We start from the raw sequence: 17,661 nt of genomic DNA, 5'->3' as shown, positions 1-17,661 counted from the left end.
TCCACTCCCTATATTTTTATTTTCAATATTTTATTCGGATTGAAAAGTGTGTCAGGGTCAAGTGCTTGTTTAATCTTTTCCATCACTAGAAGTGCTTTACCGTGTTCTTTCTCTTGATATTTCTGCTTACCAATGCCCACACCATGTTCTCCTGTGCAAGTTCCTCCTCGTTCCAGTGCATACATCACAATCAACTCATTTAATTCATCAGCTTTCTTTATTTCCTTTGGATCATTCATATCAATCATTAATAGTACATGGAAATTTCCATCACCAACATGTCCAACAACCCCACCTGTAAGCGCTAACATATCAAGTGCTTCTCTTGCATGTTCAATAGCACCTGCTAACTCGGATATCGGTAAGCAAACATCGGTTACCATTAGTTTTTTTCCTGGATGTCCATGGACATAGGCGTAAGCTAAATTATGGCGAGCTTCCCATAGTTGATTTCGGGCTGCATTATCCATCTCAAATTCAATATTTTTGCAATTATGAGCCGCTACAATCTCTTTCATAAATTCTACATCCTGCCTTAAGCCAGCCTCATTTCCCTCAAATTCCAAAAATAAGGTTGGTTGTTCTTCATAAGCTGTTTGACTATACAAGTTCACTTGTTTCATTGAAGGTTCATCTACAAGTTCAACTCTTGCAATGGGAATTGCCGCTTGTAGAATACTCACAACTCCTTCCACAGCATCATTCACTGTTTCGAAGGACGCTCTAGCAGCCATGACACATTCAGGAATACCATAAACTCTTAACGTCAACTCAGTAAAACAACCAAGTGTTCCCTCTGACCCAACAAATAGACCGTTTAAATGATAGCCCGATGAAGATTTCTCTGCTAAATTCCCTGTATGAATCACTGTTCCATCTGACAGAACAACCTCTAAATCTCGAACTTGATCGCGCATAGTACCATATTTAACAGATGTTGTCCCACTAGCATTTGTTGCGGCCATTCCTCCAATTGTCGCATCTGCTCCTGGGTCTACGGAGAAAAATAATCCATATTTCTTCAACTCTTTATTCAATTGAGAACGTGTCACCCCTGGTTGAACTTTCACAAGAAAGTCCTTCTCTCTAACTTCTACTATTCTGTTCATGAGTGAAAAATCAATTGTTATCCCATGATTATAAGGAATCACATGTCCTTCTAAGCTTGTTCCTCTTCCAAATGGCACTATTGGTACTTTGTATTGATTTGCTATGTTCATTATCTTACTCACTTCTTCTGTCTTTGTCGGAAATACCACAATATCGGGTAGACAGGCACTATGATAGGATTCATCACTGCTATGCTGTTCTAAAATCGTTTGATTGATTGTCACTTCAATTTCTGGAAGAACACTTCGTAGGGCCATCACTAATTCTTCATTTGTAGTAATCATTTTTTCCTTCCCCTTTTGCTCTCATAGTATTTGGATGGTTTAATTATTAATTTTATATGTCATACCAATTTTCTATATTCTTAAAATTGGTCCAACCTTTTTACATTGTACTAAATATTCAGAAAATATCAACTATTATTTTTTTTCGTAAATTGATAAACATGCTGTATTTCTGTATGATTAAAGCGTTTATAGTACTATGTATTTAAGGTGGTGAGATAGGTAATGCCTCAACCAAAGAAAAAAGCGTATCAAGTAATTGTTGATCAAATAAAGGAATATTTTTTAAATGGTGAATTACAGCCTGGGGATAAACTCCCGACAGAAAGAGAATTAGCGAGTCGTTTTAATGTCAGTCGAACATCGGTAAGAGAGGCACTTCGAAAGCTTGAAATAAAGGGATTTATTGAAATTAAACAAGGCAGTGGTAGCTTTATTAAAACAGCAGAGTCCCATACTTTAGGTGAAGAACTCTCCTCTACAATTATTAATACTGAAAAAAAATTAATTTATGAAATGTTGGAGCTTCGCCAAGCACTTGAAGTAGAGTGTGCCTTTTTAGCTTCACGACGAGCTACTTCTGTAGACTTAGAGCGAATTAGCCAAGCATTAGACATGATGGATCAAGGTAAAAATGATGTAGAATTAGGAATTCAAGCAGACCTAAGTTTCCATCATAATATTGTACTCGCTTCACATAACTCTATATTTTTACAACTGTTCCAAACCCTTAGTGAGCATATGCAAGACACAATCCGAGCTACCCGCAGACAACGCTTGGAAGATCCAGAACGAACGCAAGAGACTATCGATGAACATAAAAAAATTTACTTAGCCATCGCCTCTGGAGATGCGAACCAAGCTAAGCAACTCATGGAAAACCATATCACGCAAATAAGACGAGAATTAACAGAGTCTCTTTTAAGTCATATTGGAGAAAAAAACAATTAAAACTAGAGATACACAATTATATATAGTTTATAAGTGATGGGATGTTCTGAATGGTTTTTGTCAGTGGGAATTGGCTCAATTAGTGAATGTTACAGATGGAAGAAATTACATCGAAAAAAACTCGGATTCGTATTTGATCGAATCCGAGTTTTTATTGATTTTAACTAAATTCCGTCCTAAAACGGTAATTTTTATATTGTATAGATGAGTTTAGTAATGTGTTACACATTTAACTTAAGCCATGCCACGGCTTCACAATGTGTGGAGTGCGGGAACATATCCACTGGCTGGATTTCCTGCGTTTGATAGCCGCCATCCTCTAAAATGCGAAGATCGCGTGCTAGTGTGGCTGGGTTACAGGATACGTAGACCACTCGTTTTGGTCGTTGCTCTAGAATAGTAGTTAGCAGTGCTTCATCGCAGCCTTTGCGCGGTGGATCAACTACTAGTACGTCTGCTTCCTTGCCTTCTTTATACCATCTTGGGATAACTTCCTCTGCTGGGCCTGCCTCAAAATAAGTATTTGTAAAACCATTAAGCACTGCGTTGCGTTTGGCATCTTCAATCGCTTGTGGGACAATTTCCACGCCCATGACAGTCTTTGCTTTTTGAGCAAGGAATAAAGAAATCGTACCAATTCCACAATACGCATCAATGACACGTTCATCTCCCTGTAAGTCAGCATAATCTAGTGCTTGCTTGTAGAGGACCTCTGTTTGCTCTGGGTTGACTTGATAGAAAGAACGAGCAGAGATTTCAAAACGTACATTACCGATAGTATCAATAATAACGTCTTTACCCCAAAGGTTGATTGTGTCATCACCAAAAATAACATTGGTTTTCTCACTATTCACATTTTGCATAATTGATGTAACGTTTGGCACTAGCTTTTGGATTACTGCAATAGCTGCCTCTTTTTGTGGTAACTTTTTCTTTTTCGTTACAAGGACAACCATGACTTCTCCTGTTGCTCGTGCTTTACGGATAACGACATGACGCAACATGCCTTCATGTGTATGCTCATTGTAAGAGCGAACACCTAACGTTGCTAATTCCTTTTTCAAGCCTGCAAGAATAGCATCTGCTTCTCCTGTTTGAATTAAACAGCGATCCATATCCACAATGCTATGCGTTTTTGTTTTATAAAAGCCGGCAATCGCTTGTCCTGCTTCATTTTCAGAGAAAGGAATTTGTGCTTTATTACGGTAGTGCCAAGGTTCTTTCATACCTTTTACTGGGTGAACAGGTGCATGAATTTTACCAATCCGCTGCATCACATTGCGCACCATATTTTCTTTCCATTTTAGCTGCCCCTCATAGGATAAATGCTGTAATTGACAGCCGCCACACTGCTTGAAGTAATCACATGGAGCTTCAACACGGTCTGGAGATGGCTTGATAATATCTATTACCTTTGCAAAGCCATAGTTTTTTAATGTTTTTAACACATGGATTTCGGCCGTTTCGTTTGGCAGTGCGCCTTGTATGAATAGTGGATAACCTTCAACCTTTGCGACACCATTGCCATCATGCGTTAGATCTTCTATATAAACTGAAAGTCGTTCATTTTTTTTCACGGGTGCTGACATTCGTACATCCTCCATTTCAATCTCCTTATTGTAGCATGTGTTGGCGAATGAAAAAAGAACAAGACTTGGCTGTTGCGCGTCTCTGCTAATTAACTTGAAAAAAGAGTCGCTATTCGCGACTCTTTTCCTGCTCTTTTGTAATATGATAATCCCTTGGTGCCCACCAAAATGCACACAAGATCCCAAGAATGACGACAATAAAAGGTGCATAAAAAATTAAAAAACTTTGCATATGTGCTTTCCTCCTATGCGTGATTGTCTTCTTTTCCTGTCACATATTTTTTATTGAATAAGAATAGTTTCATCAATAAATAAAGTGAAGGAAGAAGAAGACACAGTCCTAAAATAAATGCGATAACTAAAGCGATCGCCATTTGTGTGCTTGTAAAGCTATCGTAAATGGTTAAATACGGATACAGTAGATATGGATATTGAGCAATTCCATAAGCAAAGAAGGCTACGGCAAATTGAGCAATCAGGAGCCCAACTGCAAGTCCGTACTTTTTACGCATGGCAATGAGTACGACTGTGACAATAAATAAGACAGCTGAAATCGCAAACATCCACCATAAATTTACCATATGACTGTAGCTCTCTGGGTTGATGGATTTCATTTCATACATAATGCCAAGCGCACTAATCATTAGCGGTGCTGCCCACACAAGAGCATATTTTCTCATTAGTTTCGTTGCTTCGCTATCATTTGCTTTATGCGCGTACCATGTTAAAAATACGGCTGAAATATACAATACCGCAGCGATACTTAGTACCACAATGCTCCAAGCAAATGGACTTGTATATAAAGTCCAGTAGTTCAGCACAGGCTGCCCATCAATTACATCAACATAGCCTCCACCAGCAATGGCAAAGACAACGGATAAAGAAGCGGGAATTAATAAACCTGCTACACCATATGTCAGTGTATATCCGATATGGCCTCGTGTACCATACGATTCAAAGGCATAGTAGGAGCCTCGAATTGCCAATAGTACAAGCGAAATACTAACGGGCACAAGTAAAATCGTTCCGTAATAAAAAGCGGTTTGCGGGAAAAAACCTACGATTCCTACAAAGAAGAATACTAAAAAGACATTGGTAACTTCCCAAACAGGCGATAAATAACGTTTAATAATATTTGTTAAAATATGATTTTTTCCAATAAGTAGGCTGTATGCATTAAAGAAGCCAGCACCAAAATCGATTGATGCGACTATGACATAGCCAAATAGGAATATCCATAATACTGAAATACCTAAAATCTCTAACGTCATAGGATGTCACCGCCTTTTTCAGAGTGGCGATCTTCAATCTCGCGTTCGATTGGGTTCTTTTTAAACATTCTTACCAATACGACAATACTTCCCACTGCTAATACTGCATAGACTCCTGCGAATAAAAGCAGCATTAAATCCACATGGTCGCTCGTCGTAGCTCCCTCAGGTGTACGCATTAGTCCATAAAGTATCCATGGTTGACGTCCAACTTCGGCAAGCCACCAACCTGCTTCAATAGCGATAATTGATAGTGGTCCTCCCGCTACGATAATCCATCTATACCATCGTGAATGAATAAACTGCCAGCACCGTGCTTTCCCTACAACATAAAGTAATGAAACTAGCATCATAAACATACCAATGGAAACCATGATATCAAAGAGATAGTGAATATAGAGTGGTGGTAGATCCTCTTCCTCAAATTGATCTAAGCCGATTACCTCTGCATTAGGATTAAAATGTGCAAGAATGCTTAAAGCATACGGAATTTTGATAGCATATTTAACTTCTTCTCCATCTAAGACACCAAATAATACAAGAGACGCCTTACCTTCTGTTTCAAAATGCCATTCTGCTGCTGCTAGTTTTTCGGGTTGATATTCGGCTAAGTATTTTCCTGAAAAATCTCCAATCACAGCGGCTGCTATGGAGAAAATCAAGCCAATTTTCATTAGTAAAAGTAGTGATTTTTTATGGTATACATGCTTCGAGCCTTTTAACATTCTAAATCCTGCAATAGCTGCTAGCACAAATGCCGATGTCATGTACGCTGTCACAAGTACATGTGCAACCTTCGTTGGCATGGCGGGGTTAAACATTGCAAGAAAAGGTTGAATATTAACAAGTTCTCCGTCTACGATATCAAATCCTCTTGGTGCGTTCATAAAAGCATTAACGATTGTGATAAAGACTGCCGACATCGATGCTCCGACAGCAACAGGGATTAACAGAAGCATATGCTTTTTCTGACTATCAAAGCGATCCCAAGTATATAAATAGATGCCCAAGAAAATCGCCTCAAAGAAAAATGCAAACGTTTCCATAAAAAGTGGTAACGCAATTGTTTGACCAGCGAGTTGCATAAAATTAGGCCATAATAATGATAGTTGTAAGCCGATTGCGGTTCCAGTTACCACACCGACTGCTACAGTAATGACAAAACCACGGGCCCAACGTCTTGCCATTAAGATATAATGTTCATCATTCTTTTTATACCCAGTCCATTGAGCAATCATAATCATTAACGGGACACCCACACCAATTGTTGCATAAATAATATGGAACGATAATGTTAACTCCGTTAATGCTCGGCTCCAATAGACCGCTGATTCATTAATCATCTCATTGCCCCCTTAACTTCCAAATATTCTTCCAAGAATAGAAAGTAGCATAATGATTGCAACACCAAAGCTTAGCCATATAAGCTTCTTTTCTTGTGACTTATACAAAGGCAACACTTCCTTTCCCTTATCCATACCCCCATTTTCCACTATTCCAACGAAAAAAACCTTAATAACGGACCGAAACTTCAGTCTATTATTAAGGTTTCAAATTTTGTTCAAGTAATATACGCACATTTGCCAAACATTTTTCTAATTTCATTCACATTCTTACTTCTAAAGCTTAGTTTATGGGATTTAGCCAGTTTTATTCTAATGATGGAATTTTAATTTGGAGCGGCCTCTCCTTCTTTGAGAGCACTTCAAGCAATCAAAAAAATACAAAATAAAGCTCATCCACAATAAAATCGGATGAGCTTTTCGGGTTCATTAAATACGGTCTTCCTCTCGAATATCTGCGAGTGGAACAAAGATTTCGATGTGACGCTTTAGGTTTTCAAATGTAGCAGGAGCGTCTCCGCCATATTCGCCATCGAGGTTAAGGTGGACCTCATTTTCTGTAGTAACTTTGACAACGCTAGCTTTTTTGTAGATGACACGATCATCATTTAAATGTTCGCCTCTTAGTGCCATGGCAGCTAGTTGAATAAATTCAGGAAGACTTACCTTCTTTAGCACTATTAAAGTAAAGTAACCATCATTAATGCTTGCATCAGGAGCTAGTTTTTCAAAGCCGCCTACTGAATTCGTTAACCCACATAGGAACATCATAGCGTCGCCATCAAATACTTCGCCATCATATTCAATGCGCATATGTGAGGCTTTGATGGATGGAATCATCTCAACTGCCTTTACATAATAGGCTAACTGACCAAGCATTGTTTTCATTTTGCTTGGTACTTCGTATGTTAGCTCTGTAATACGTCCGCCAGCAGCAATATTGATGAAATAGCGTTCGCCATTTAAGAGACCAACATCCACTGGCAATGTGTCGCCTTGAATAATAATGTCTACTGCCTCTTCAATATTTCGAGGGATATGCACGGCACGGGCAAAATCATTTGTAGTGCCCATTGGAATTAGACCAACTTTCGGACGGTTTTCAAATGGACTTACACCTGAAACAACTTCATTTAATGTGCCATCTCCACCAACTGCGATGATGATATCAAAACCGCGTTCTACCGCATTTTTTGCTGCAAGCGTTGCATCGCCTTCACATGTTGTTGCGTGACAGGATGTCTCATAGCCTGCTACCTCTAGTTTTTCCAACACCTCTGGTAGATGTTTCTTAAACACTTCGCGTCCAGATGTAGGATTATAAATGATTCTTGCTCGTTTCATAACATACCTTCCTGCTTCATAAGATTCTACTTCATTCAACGATTTGTACGTTGAAATGTTGCAATACTCTTGTTATTTTTGTAATGCTTCTGTTACTTGCTTCTTAAAGTCCTCATAAACAAATGTCCAATATGTTTGATTGGAGATATTTTCTTCACGAATTTCTGCATAAAGAGCCTTTTGTGCCTCTTCAAATGTTGGATCTTCTTTATCTGGTAAGCTTGCTCGTTTCGTTACGACGAACTCTTGTAATTCTGGTGCGCGTGGTCCCCATTTTCCAATCACTTCTCCAGCATCATCTAATAAGAGATAAATTGGAATTGCACGACCACCGTTTGTTAAATAACGATCAATTAGTTCTGTATCAGCATCACGGAAAACGGTACGCATATCTAATCCTGCCGCTTCAGCAATACGGCGAATAATTGGATTATTTAACATTGCGTCTCCGCACCAATCCTCTGTAATCGTTAAAATTTTAGGTTGTTTTTCTTTTAATAACTCAATAAAATCATCGTTTGTTGGTACTTCAAAGCCATCATAAATACGAAAGCTTTCTTCTTTTAACGTCGTCATGTTCTCCATATATTGCTGTATTGATATAGCTTCATTAAAATACTGTTGTTCTGTTTTCATTGGCTCGTCCCCCTTATTACTGTCTATTCTATATTTTGCTATGAATACTCTTTTTAAACAACTATTAAGTTTCGCAAAATGCAAATTTGTTACATTTTTGAAAATTAATAGCCGAGGGAGCAATGAAGCTCTCTCGGCTATTATGTTACAACGAGTATTATCGTTTGGCAATTTCTTGTTGTAATAATTTATTAACCATTGGTGGGTTAGCTTGACCTTTTGTTGCCTTCATAATTTGACCAACTAAGAAGCCAATCGCACGGTCTTTACCATTTTTGAAGTCCTCGATAGATTGAGCATTGTTATCTAAAACTTCTGTTACGATTGCTAGTAATGCACCTTCATCAGAAATTTGCACTAAGCCTTTTGCTTTCACAATATCTTGTGCAGATCCGCCATTTTCTACCAATTCAGCAAATACTTTTTTACCGATCTTAGAAGAAATTGTACCGTCTGTGATTAATTTCACCATTTCAGCAAGGTTTTCTGGTGTTAATGCAGTATCTTTTAGATCTTTTTGCTCTGCGTTTAAATAAGCAGAAACATCTCCCATTAACCAGTTAGCAGAAAGCTTAGCATCTGCCCCATTTGCTACCATTGCCTCAAAGAAGTCTGAGATCTCTTTAGAGATAACAAGAACTCCAGCATCATAAGGTGTTAAGCCTAGTTCTTCAACATAGCGTTTTTTACGAGCATCTGGAAGCTCAGGAATTTCAGATTTCACACGCTCTAACCATGCATCATCAATTGAAAGACGAACTAAGTCTGGCTCTGGGAAGTAACGGTAATCGTCTGTTCCCTCTTTAACACGCATTAAAATTGTTTTACCTGTTTTTTCATCAAAACGACGTGTTTCTTGCTCAATCACGCCACCAGATAATAATACATCTGCTTGACGTAATTCTTCATGCTCTAAACCACGACGAACATAGTTGAAGGAGTTCAGGTTTTTAAGCTCTGTTTTTGTACCAAATTCTTCTTGACCATAAGGGCGAATAGAAATATTGGCATCACAACGTAATGAGCCTTCTTCCATCTTACAATCAGATACGTCAGTATATTGAATAATCGATTTTAATTTTTCGAGATATGCATATGCTTCGTTTGGTGTACGAATATCTGGCTCAGAAACGATTTCAACAAGCGGTGTTCCTTGACGGTTAAAGTCAACTAGTGAATGGTCACCAGCATGTGAAAGTTTACCAGCATCTTCTTCCATATGAAGACGTGTGATACCGATACGTTTTGTATAGCCGTCTACTTCAATATCAATCCAACCATTTTTACCGATTGGTTTATCGAATTGTGAAATTTGATAAGCTTTCGGATTATCTGGATAGAAGTAGTTTTTACGGTCAAACTTTGTTTCTTGTTCGATTTCCATATTGAGTGCAAGTGCTGCACGCATAGCGAAATCTACTACATTTTTGTTCAGGACTGGTAGGACCCCAGGATAGCCTAAATCGATTACTGTTGTATTTGTATTTGGTTCAGCACCAAAGTGAGCTGGTGCTGGTGAGAAGATTTTTGAGTTAGTCTTCAACTCAACGTGTACTTCTAAACCAATGACTGTTTCAAAGTTCATGTTATTTTCCCTCCCACATTTGAGGAACTTCTTTATGGAACTCAGTTGCTTGTTCAAAAGCATGAGCCACACGGTAAATAGTTGCTTCATCGAAATATTTACCAATTATTTGTAAACCTAATGGTAGGCCGTTTTCAAAGCCACAAGGAATTGAAATCGCTGGTACACCTGCTAAGTTCATCGGGATTGTTAAAATATCGTTTGCATACATTGTCATTGGATCATCAACATTTTCACCAATCTTGAATGCTGGTGTTGGAGCTGTTGGTCCAATGATAACATCAAAGTCTTCAAATACTTTATCGTAGTCTGCTTTGATCAATGTACGTGCTTGTTGTGCTTTTTTGTAGTACGCATCATACGTACCTGCACTTAGTGAATAAGTACCTAGCATGATACGTCGTTTTACTTCATCACCAAAGCCTTGTGCACGTGTTTCTTTATAAAGGTCCATTAAATTTGTAACGTTTTCTGCACGGAAACCATAGCGGATACCATCGAAACGAGATAAGTTAGAAGACGCTTCAGATGAAGAAAGGATATAGTACGCAGCTAGTGCATATTTCGAGTGAGGAAGTGATACCTCTTCTACAGTAGCACCTAAGCCTTTTAATACCTCTAATGCCGCAAGCACTGATTGACGAGCTGCTTCACCAACTCCTTCACCAAGGAATTCTTTTGGCACAGCGATACGTAAGCCCTTAACATCACCAGTAAGAGCTGCAGCGTAATTTGGCACCTCAACATTCGCAGAAGTCGAATCATTTGGATCTAATCCAGCGATAGCTTCTAGTAATAGCGCATTATCTTCAACATTGCGTGTAATTGGTCCAATTTGATCTAGAGAAGATGCGAATGCAACTAGACCAAAACGAGATACACGACCATATGTAGGTTTCATCCCTACAACACCACAGTAAGCTGCAGGTTGACGGATTGAACCACCTGTATCTGATCCAAGAGAGAATGGTACTTCACCAGCTGCTACAGCTGCTGCAGATGCACCTGAAGAACCTCCTGGTACGTGGTTTAAGTTCCATGGATTTTTTGTTGTTTTATAGTATGAGTTTTCGTTTGAAGAACCCATTGCAAATTCGTCCATGTTTAATTTACCAACTGTAATCATGCCAGCTTCACGTAGCTTGTTGACAACAGTTGCATCATAGATTGGCATAAAGCCTTCTAGAATTTTAGAGGCACATGTTGTTTCTAAGCCTTCTGTTACGATGTTGTCTTTCACACCGATCGGTAGACCGAATAATGGTCCACGCTTTTCAAATGGTACTTTATCCATTTCAGCAGCTTGAGCAGTTGCTTTTTCTTCGTTTGAAGCAAGGAATGCTTGTACATCGCCATCAAGCTTTGCAATACGCTCGTATGCTTCTTTCGTTAAGTCAGCGATTGATAAGTTACCCGCTTTAATTTCTGCTTGTAACTCCTTAGCTGAACGTTCAAATAGCGTCATGAGGAATCCTCCTATGTTTTAGTATTACATGATAGCTGGTACTTTTACTTGACCATCTTCTTGTTCTTTTACGTTTAACATCATTACTTCGCGGTCTAAACCTTTTACTGCTACGTCTTCACGCATTACATTCACTAATGGTAAAACGTGCGTTGTTGGTTCAACATTTGTTGTATCCAGTTCATTTAACTGCTCCGCAAAGTCTGTAATTTTACCAAGCTGTTCAGCAAATTTCTCTGCTTCTTCTTCTGTAATTGCAAGACGTGCTAAATTTGCCACGTGCTTTACTTCTTCTTTTGTTAATTTAGCCATTTTTCACACCTCCGAATACTTGTTCAATTCATTGTTTTTATTGATAACAATAGGGTTGAATAAAGTTAACCATGCCAATAATCATAACATTTTTCATTTTAAAAATCACAACTTTCACTAAAAATATAGAAACTTTCACTACTATAACAAAGTGTTGTCTCTATCATCCTGTTGTGTTCCTCTATTTCAATCCATTACCATAAAAAATATAGTCAGCACAAAGGCTGACTATATTAATCATAGACATGCACGTAAGGGTCCTTGTCATTGGCCTTTTTGATGATTAATGCCTCAGGACCATTCACTGAAGTAACACTCACTTCCACATGAATATTATCAAATTGATTGATTAAAATCCCTGTTAAATATTGCGTAAATCCTATTATCTCTGCTTTGCCGAAAAATTGGATTGGGATTTCAATCGAAAGGTTTTGTATTTGTTTATTACGATAGAAACCAGTTCCGATCACACTTGTATAGTTAGAAAAATATTTATCAACATCTTGCTTGAAGTTCTTGAAGTTATTGTTGACATCTCGGTATACATCTTGTGAATCATCTGTTGGGAACAAGACGTAATTTTCATCTATACCTTCCCAATCAGCGATGCTGTTCTGCCCAGCTTTTGCTACACCATAGCTAAAGTATGTCCCTGGAATAATTTGATTACGGGCTTGCTGCTTAAACAGACCGACTACAATCGGTACATCCTTTAACTCTTCACGTGAACGTAAACGAGAAACGATTTCAGTAGCCATTTTTTTGCCCTGCTCAATAAGAGTAGACTCTGAAATTGGTTCCTCGTAATATTCGCCATACTGTTCTTTTTGATAGTAATAGATAGAATTTAAGGCAAGACCGATTGAAATCCCGCCTAGTTTCACTTTATTATCCTTCGTTTTTGTTAAGTAGTTTTGCTCTACAATATGGGATAAATAAACTGGAGCCTTTGTTGCTCGCTCCTCAGGTGTCATTGTGTCTGTTGTCGGTGGATTTAATCCATCCTCTGTTTGTGAACTACGAGCAAGCCAAGAGCTTACTGTACTTTCAGCTAAATATTGACCTTCTTGGAAGTAGTAGTTTTCTGTGTCGAACTCGTTTTGAGATAAACGCATTAAACCTGATTCAACTTCCTTCATATCATATTTCGTATAAATGTTAGATACCACTAGACCTCTACTTGCACTCTCTTTATAAGGGATAAGCGTCTTATAATAAGATTCATCAATTTGTATGCTTGGGATAATTGTTGTTTCAGCTTTTTCTTTCTGTTGCGTTTCCTGTGTAAGCTCTGTCTCCTTCTTGTCAGAAGGCACACAGCCGACTAGCATTGCAGCAGCTACGATTGCTGGAATGAGTCGAAAAGACTTCATTATTTAGTGCTCCTTTACTAATAGTCAATTTTAGGTCGACGAATCTACTCGACGCCTTGTTGTAACGGTTGTGCACTCAACATTGCCTCCTATTCATAAAAGGGAGGATATCATGCACTTATTAAATGAGGTTAAGTTGTTCAATTAAGTTATCTTCAGTCCAAACTTCGATACCCAATTGCTCAGCCTTTGTTAGTTTAGAGCCTGCATCCGCACCTGCGATCACTAGATCTGTTTTTTTGCTGACACTACCCGTGACTGTACCACCTAACTCTTCTATTTTCGCTTTTGCTTCGTTGCGTGTCAATTGCTCAAGTTTACCAGTTAAGACAATTGTTTTACCTGCAAAAGGACTATCACCTATCGCTACTTCTACTTTTTTACCTTTGTATGTCATATTCACGCCTGCTTCAGCAAGACGCTTAATGACTGCTCGTGCATCTTCATTTGAGAAATACTCCACTAACGATGAAGCCATTTTATCTCCAATTTCATAAATTGCCACAAGCTGCTCCTCTGTTGCAGCCATCACTGCTTCCATTGAACCAAATTCCTCTGATACGATTTTGGCTGCTTTTTCACCAACATGACGAATTCCTAGTCCAATTAATAAACGCTCCATCGAATTTTCCTTCGATGCTTGAATGGCATTTACTAAATTAGTTGCTGATTTTTCGCCCATACGCTCCAATTCCACAAGCTGCTCTACCGTTAAATGATACAGGTCAGAAACATCATGTATTAAATCTGCACGTAATAATTGCTCCACTACTTTATCCCCAAGACCGTCAATATTCATCGCGTTTCGAGAAACAAAATATTTTATGCTTTCTGCAATTTGCGCAAAGCACGCAGGATTTACACAGCGCAGGGCAACTTCGCCTTCAATCCGAATCAATTCACTATCACAAACAGGGCAATTTTTTGGCATGACAAAAGGGACTGAATCCTCAGGACGTTGTTCTATTAGCACACCCACAACTTGAGGAATAATGTCACCAGCTTTTCGAATAATAACTGTATCTCCAAGACGAATATCCTTATCTCGAATTAAATCTTCATTGTGTAAAGAAGCACGTTGAACCGTCGTTCCCGCTACTTGTACGGGGGTTAAAATCGCTGTAGGAGTAACAACACCTGTACGACCTACTGTTAAATCAATATCAAGTAACGTTGTAACAACTTCCTCTGCGGGAAATTTATAGGCAATCGCCCAGCGTGGACTCTTTGCTGTATAACCTAGTTCATCTTGCTGAGCATAACGGTCAACTTTAATAACAATTCCGTCAATCTCGTAAGCTAATTTTGGACGGTTTTCTGTCCAATGTTCTATAAAGGCCATTACCTCTTCAATAGTAGAGCATCGTTGGCGTTCTTTATTGGAAGGGAAGCCTAAGCCTTCTAAATAATCAAGCATTTCTGCATGACCGTCGATACCATATACTTCACCGTCTCCGCCAATGGCATAGATAAACGTTGATAATTGGCGACTGGCCGCAATTTTAGGGTCTAACTGACGTAATGAGCCAGCAGCAGCATTCCGTGGATTAGCAAACAACTCCTCACCATTGTTAGCACGTTGGGCATTTAAGTTTTCAAAGGATTTTTTTGGCATATACGCCTCACCACGTACTTCAATCGTAATGGGTTCCTTTAAACGAAGGGGAATCGCACGGATTGTCTTTAAATTGGCGGTAATATCTTCTCCTACCACACCATCTCCTCTTGTAGCCCCTTGTACAAACATGCCATTTTCATATTTTAATGAAATAGCTAAACCATCTATTTTCAGCTCACATACATATGAAAATTGATCTCCGATAGCCTGACGCACTTTACGATCGAATTCTCGTAAATCCGCTTCATGAAAAGCATTTGAAAGACTAAGCATTGGGTAATCATGCGTCACTTTTTTAAAACCCTCTACCACTGCTCCACCAACACGCTGCGTAGGAGAATCGGGGTAAATAAGGGATGGGTTCGCTTCTTCTAATGCAATCAGTTCCTGTAATAGCTGGTCATAGACACTATCTGCTACGACAGGTTTATCTAACACATAATAGGCATAACCATATTCATGCAGTAATTTATTTAACTCCGCTATACGCTGTTCTATTTCGTTCATTTACGTTCCTCCGCTTACGCTTTTTCAATCGGTGCAAATTGAGCAAGTAATCGCTTTATACCAATTGGTTGTGGGAATGCGATATCAAGCTCTGTACTATCACCTTCACCTTTTACACTAACAACCATACCTGTTCCCCATTTTTTATGAATCGCCTTATCTCCAGCTTTCCATCCAAATTGATCTCCCCCCGTTGCTTGTAAACGTGCTGTGGCAGGTTGTGTTTGCTGAATAGCACCCAGCGTACGCTTTTGATGGCCACCGATTGAACGATTGTTAGTAGCAAATGGTACTGTTGATGTTGTCCCTGCCTTAGAAATTGACTCTGTAATATCTTGAGAAATTTCACCTAAAAATCGGGATGCATTATTAAAGCTTGAACGACCAAAAATCGTTCGGCTTTGGGCACATGTTAAATATAGACGTTCCTCAGCACGGGTCACACCTACGTACATAAGGCGGCGTTCCTCTTCCATTTCTTCTTGATCGTCTAGTGAGCGTGAATGTGGGAAGATGTTTTCCTCCATACCGATAATAAAGACAACTGGGAACTCTAAGCCTTTAGCTGCATGCATCGTCATTAAAATAATATTGCCTTTAGATGCATCCTCTTTGTCAAGTGCATCAATATCAGCTATAAGGGCTAAATCTGTTAAAAAGGCAATTAAGCTTTTATCATCACTGCGCTCTTCAAAAGCCTTTGTGACAGATAAAAACTCTTCAATATTTTCTAAACGGCTTTCTGCTTCAATTGTTTTTTCGTTTTGTAACATTGCTCGATAACCCGATTTATCAATAACTTGCTCCACAATTTCAGTGACCGATAGATATTCCTGCATTTGTGTAAAGCCTTTAATCATGGCATAAAATTGCTCAGCCGAATTTGCTGCTTTCCCTGATAATCCCATGAAAACAAGATCATTCATCGCGTCAAAAATCGAACGATCCTGATCTATCGCATAACGTGCCATTTTTTCAAAGGAAGTTGCACCAATACTGCGCTTTGGCTCATTAATAATACGTGCTAGTGATAAATCATCATCATTATTAGCAATAAGTCGTAAATATGCTAGTAAGTCCTTTATCTCTTTTCGATCATAGAACTTTGTTCCGCCTACTATTTGATAGGCCATATTGGACTTAACAAGTACTTCCTCCATTACACGAGATTGAGCGTTTGTACGATATAAAATAGCAAAGTCATCAAATGAACGATTTTCTTTTTCAATTAACTGTTGAATCGTTTGTACAACAAATTGCGCTTCCTCCTGCTCGTTATAAGCTTTATATAGTGCAATCTTTTCACCTTCTGAATTTTCTGTGCGTAATTCTTTTGGGTAACGTGTTGTATTATTTTGAATGACGTCATTGGCTGCCTGTAGGATGCGTTTAGTTGAACGATAATTTTGCTCTAGCATAATCACCTTTGCAGTTGGATAATCCTTTTCGAAGGATAGGATATTCCCAATATCTGCACCACGCCAACGATAGATAGACTGATCGGAATCACCTACAACACAAATATTTTTAAATTTCTTTGCTAGTAATTGTACAAGTAAATACTGAGATTTATTGGTATCTTGATATTCATCGACATGAATATATTGAAATTTATTTTGATAATATTCAAGCACTTCAGGTACACGTTTAAACAACGTAATCGTCGTCATAATCAAATCATCAAAATCAAGGGATTGGTTGCGGCGTAATCTTTTCTCATAGCCTTTATAGACACGTGCAACTGTTTGTTCATAAGGATTCTTATCATTCATTTGGCCTGCGTAATCATCCGCTGCTATACACTCGTTTTTTGCTGCACTAATAGCATTTAAAATTGCTCGTGGCTCAAAACGTTTTGGATCAATATTTTCTTCCTTCATCACATTTTTGATGACTGAAAGCTGATCCGTAGAATCTAAAATAGAGAAATTACGAGAAATGCCTAGTTGATCGATATTACGACGTAAAATTCTTACACACATAGAGTGGAAAGTAGAAACCCACATACTATCGCCCGTACCATTACCAAGAATGCCATCAATACGTTCACGCATTTCTCGTGCTGCTTTATTTGTAAATGTAATCGCTAAAATTTTAGAAGGATATACTTCCTTTTCGATAACTAGGTAAGCAATACGATGTGTTAAAACTCGTGTTTTTCCTGACCCAGCGCCTGCCATAATGAGTAATGGTCCTTCAGTTGTTTTAACTGCTCTTTCTTGTTCAGGATTCATGCCTGCTAGTAAATTTTTTGTTAACTGTTCCATTTCGCA

General features: G+C 38.6%; 14 protein-coding genes. 1 reads left to right on the top strand and 13 read right to left on the bottom strand.

Features of this window, described 5'->3' with window-relative positions:
• Positions 1 to 8 precede the first annotated feature (8 nt).
• Positions 9 to 1,394 (bottom strand): FAD-binding oxidoreductase, encoded by a 1,386-nt coding sequence (locus BFM98_RS19555; RefSeq protein ID WP_048394866.1) that lies wholly within the window; start codon positions 1,392 to 1,394, stop codon positions 9 to 11.
• A 225-nt stretch (positions 1,395 to 1,619) separates the two neighbouring features.
• On the opposite strand from BFM98_RS19555, the gene BFM98_RS19550 reads away from it, so the two are divergent.
• The gene (locus BFM98_RS19550) at positions 1,620 to 2,345 is read left to right on the top strand and encodes a FadR/GntR family transcriptional regulator (RefSeq protein WP_066038209.1); all 726 of its coding nucleotides are present in this window, start codon (positions 1,620 to 1,622) and stop codon (positions 2,343 to 2,345) included.
• Between the two features lie 221 nt (positions 2,346 to 2,566).
• Here the strand turns inward: BFM98_RS19550 and rlmD are convergent, their stop codons facing one another.
• The 12 genes from rlmD to pcrA form a co-directional block, all read right to left on the bottom strand.
• On the bottom strand, positions 2,567 to 3,934 hold the full coding sequence (rlmD, locus tag BFM98_RS19545) for a 23S rRNA (uracil(1939)-C(5))-methyltransferase RlmD (protein WP_066038233.1): 1,368 nt from the start codon (positions 3,932 to 3,934) through the stop codon (positions 2,567 to 2,569).
• A gap of 109 nt (positions 3,935 to 4,043) precedes the next feature.
• The gene (gene cydS / locus BFM98_RS24470) at positions 4,044 to 4,166 is read right to left on the bottom strand and encodes a cytochrome bd oxidase small subunit CydS family protein (RefSeq protein WP_004225690.1); all 123 of its coding nucleotides are present in this window, start codon (positions 4,164 to 4,166) and stop codon (positions 4,044 to 4,046) included.
• Positions 4,167 to 4,179: 13 nt separating this feature from the next.
• Positions 4,180 to 5,205, bottom strand: coding sequence for a cytochrome d ubiquinol oxidase subunit II (locus tag BFM98_RS19540; RefSeq protein ID WP_004225693.1), 1,026 nt, complete (start codon positions 5,203 to 5,205; stop codon positions 4,180 to 4,182).
• The gene (locus BFM98_RS19535) at positions 5,202 to 6,548 is read right to left on the bottom strand and encodes a cytochrome ubiquinol oxidase subunit I (RefSeq protein WP_054548987.1); all 1,347 of its coding nucleotides are present in this window, start codon (positions 6,546 to 6,548) and stop codon (positions 5,202 to 5,204) included. Before BFM98_RS19535 ends, BFM98_RS19540 begins: the two co-directional genes overlap by 4 nt.
• Positions 6,549 to 6,977: 429 nt before the next feature.
• Positions 6,978 to 7,892 carry a diacylglycerol kinase gene (locus tag BFM98_RS19530; RefSeq protein ID WP_004225701.1) on the bottom strand — a complete coding sequence of 305 codons (915 nt, stop codon included), beginning with the start codon at positions 7,890 to 7,892 and terminating at the stop codon, positions 6,978 to 6,980.
• A 72-nt stretch (positions 7,893 to 7,964) separates the two neighbouring features.
• Positions 7,965 to 8,528: a thioredoxin family protein gene (locus tag BFM98_RS19525; protein ID WP_054548986.1), complete on the bottom strand. Its 564-nt coding sequence runs from the start codon at positions 8,526 to 8,528 to the stop codon at positions 7,965 to 7,967.
• Between the two features lie 157 nt (positions 8,529 to 8,685).
• Complete coding sequence (gene gatB, locus BFM98_RS19520; RefSeq protein WP_048394874.1) at positions 8,686 to 10,113, bottom strand: Asp-tRNA(Asn)/Glu-tRNA(Gln) amidotransferase subunit GatB; 1,428 nt, start codon at positions 10,111 to 10,113, stop codon at positions 8,686 to 8,688.
• Between the two features lies 1 nt (position 10,114).
• Positions 10,115 to 11,578, bottom strand: coding sequence for an Asp-tRNA(Asn)/Glu-tRNA(Gln) amidotransferase subunit GatA (gene gatA / locus BFM98_RS19515; RefSeq protein WP_004225706.1), 1,464 nt, complete (start codon positions 11,576 to 11,578; stop codon positions 10,115 to 10,117).
• A 24-nt stretch (positions 11,579 to 11,602) separates the two neighbouring features.
• Positions 11,603 to 11,890, bottom strand: a complete 288-nt coding sequence (gene gatC / locus BFM98_RS19510; RefSeq protein WP_004225708.1) for an Asp-tRNA(Asn)/Glu-tRNA(Gln) amidotransferase subunit GatC — start codon at positions 11,888 to 11,890, stop codon at positions 11,603 to 11,605.
• Positions 11,891 to 12,123: 233 nt separating this feature from the next.
• Positions 12,124 to 13,263 (bottom strand): CamS family sex pheromone protein, encoded by a 1,140-nt coding sequence (locus BFM98_RS19505; protein WP_054548985.1) that lies wholly within the window; start codon positions 13,261 to 13,263, stop codon positions 12,124 to 12,126.
• Between the two features lie 121 nt (positions 13,264 to 13,384).
• A complete protein-coding gene (ligA, locus tag BFM98_RS19500) occupies positions 13,385 to 15,388 on the bottom strand; it encodes an NAD-dependent DNA ligase LigA (protein ID WP_054548984.1) in 2,004 nt (667 codons plus the stop codon).
• A 14-nt stretch (positions 15,389 to 15,402) separates the two neighbouring features.
• On the bottom strand, positions 15,403 to 17,655 hold the full coding sequence (gene pcrA, locus BFM98_RS19495; RefSeq protein ID WP_054548983.1) for a DNA helicase PcrA: 2,253 nt from the start codon (positions 17,653 to 17,655) through the stop codon (positions 15,403 to 15,405).
• Positions 17,656 to 17,661: the final 6 nt, after the last annotated feature.

It is taken from the genome of Lysinibacillus sp. AR18-8, from assembly GCF_001705465.1.
GTDB classification, from domain to species: Bacteria; Bacillota; Bacilli; order Bacillales_A; family Planococcaceae; genus Lysinibacillus; species Lysinibacillus capsici.
The sequence above is the reverse complement of the archived record's forward strand: the minus strand, read 5'-3'. Positions and strand labels throughout refer to the sequence as shown.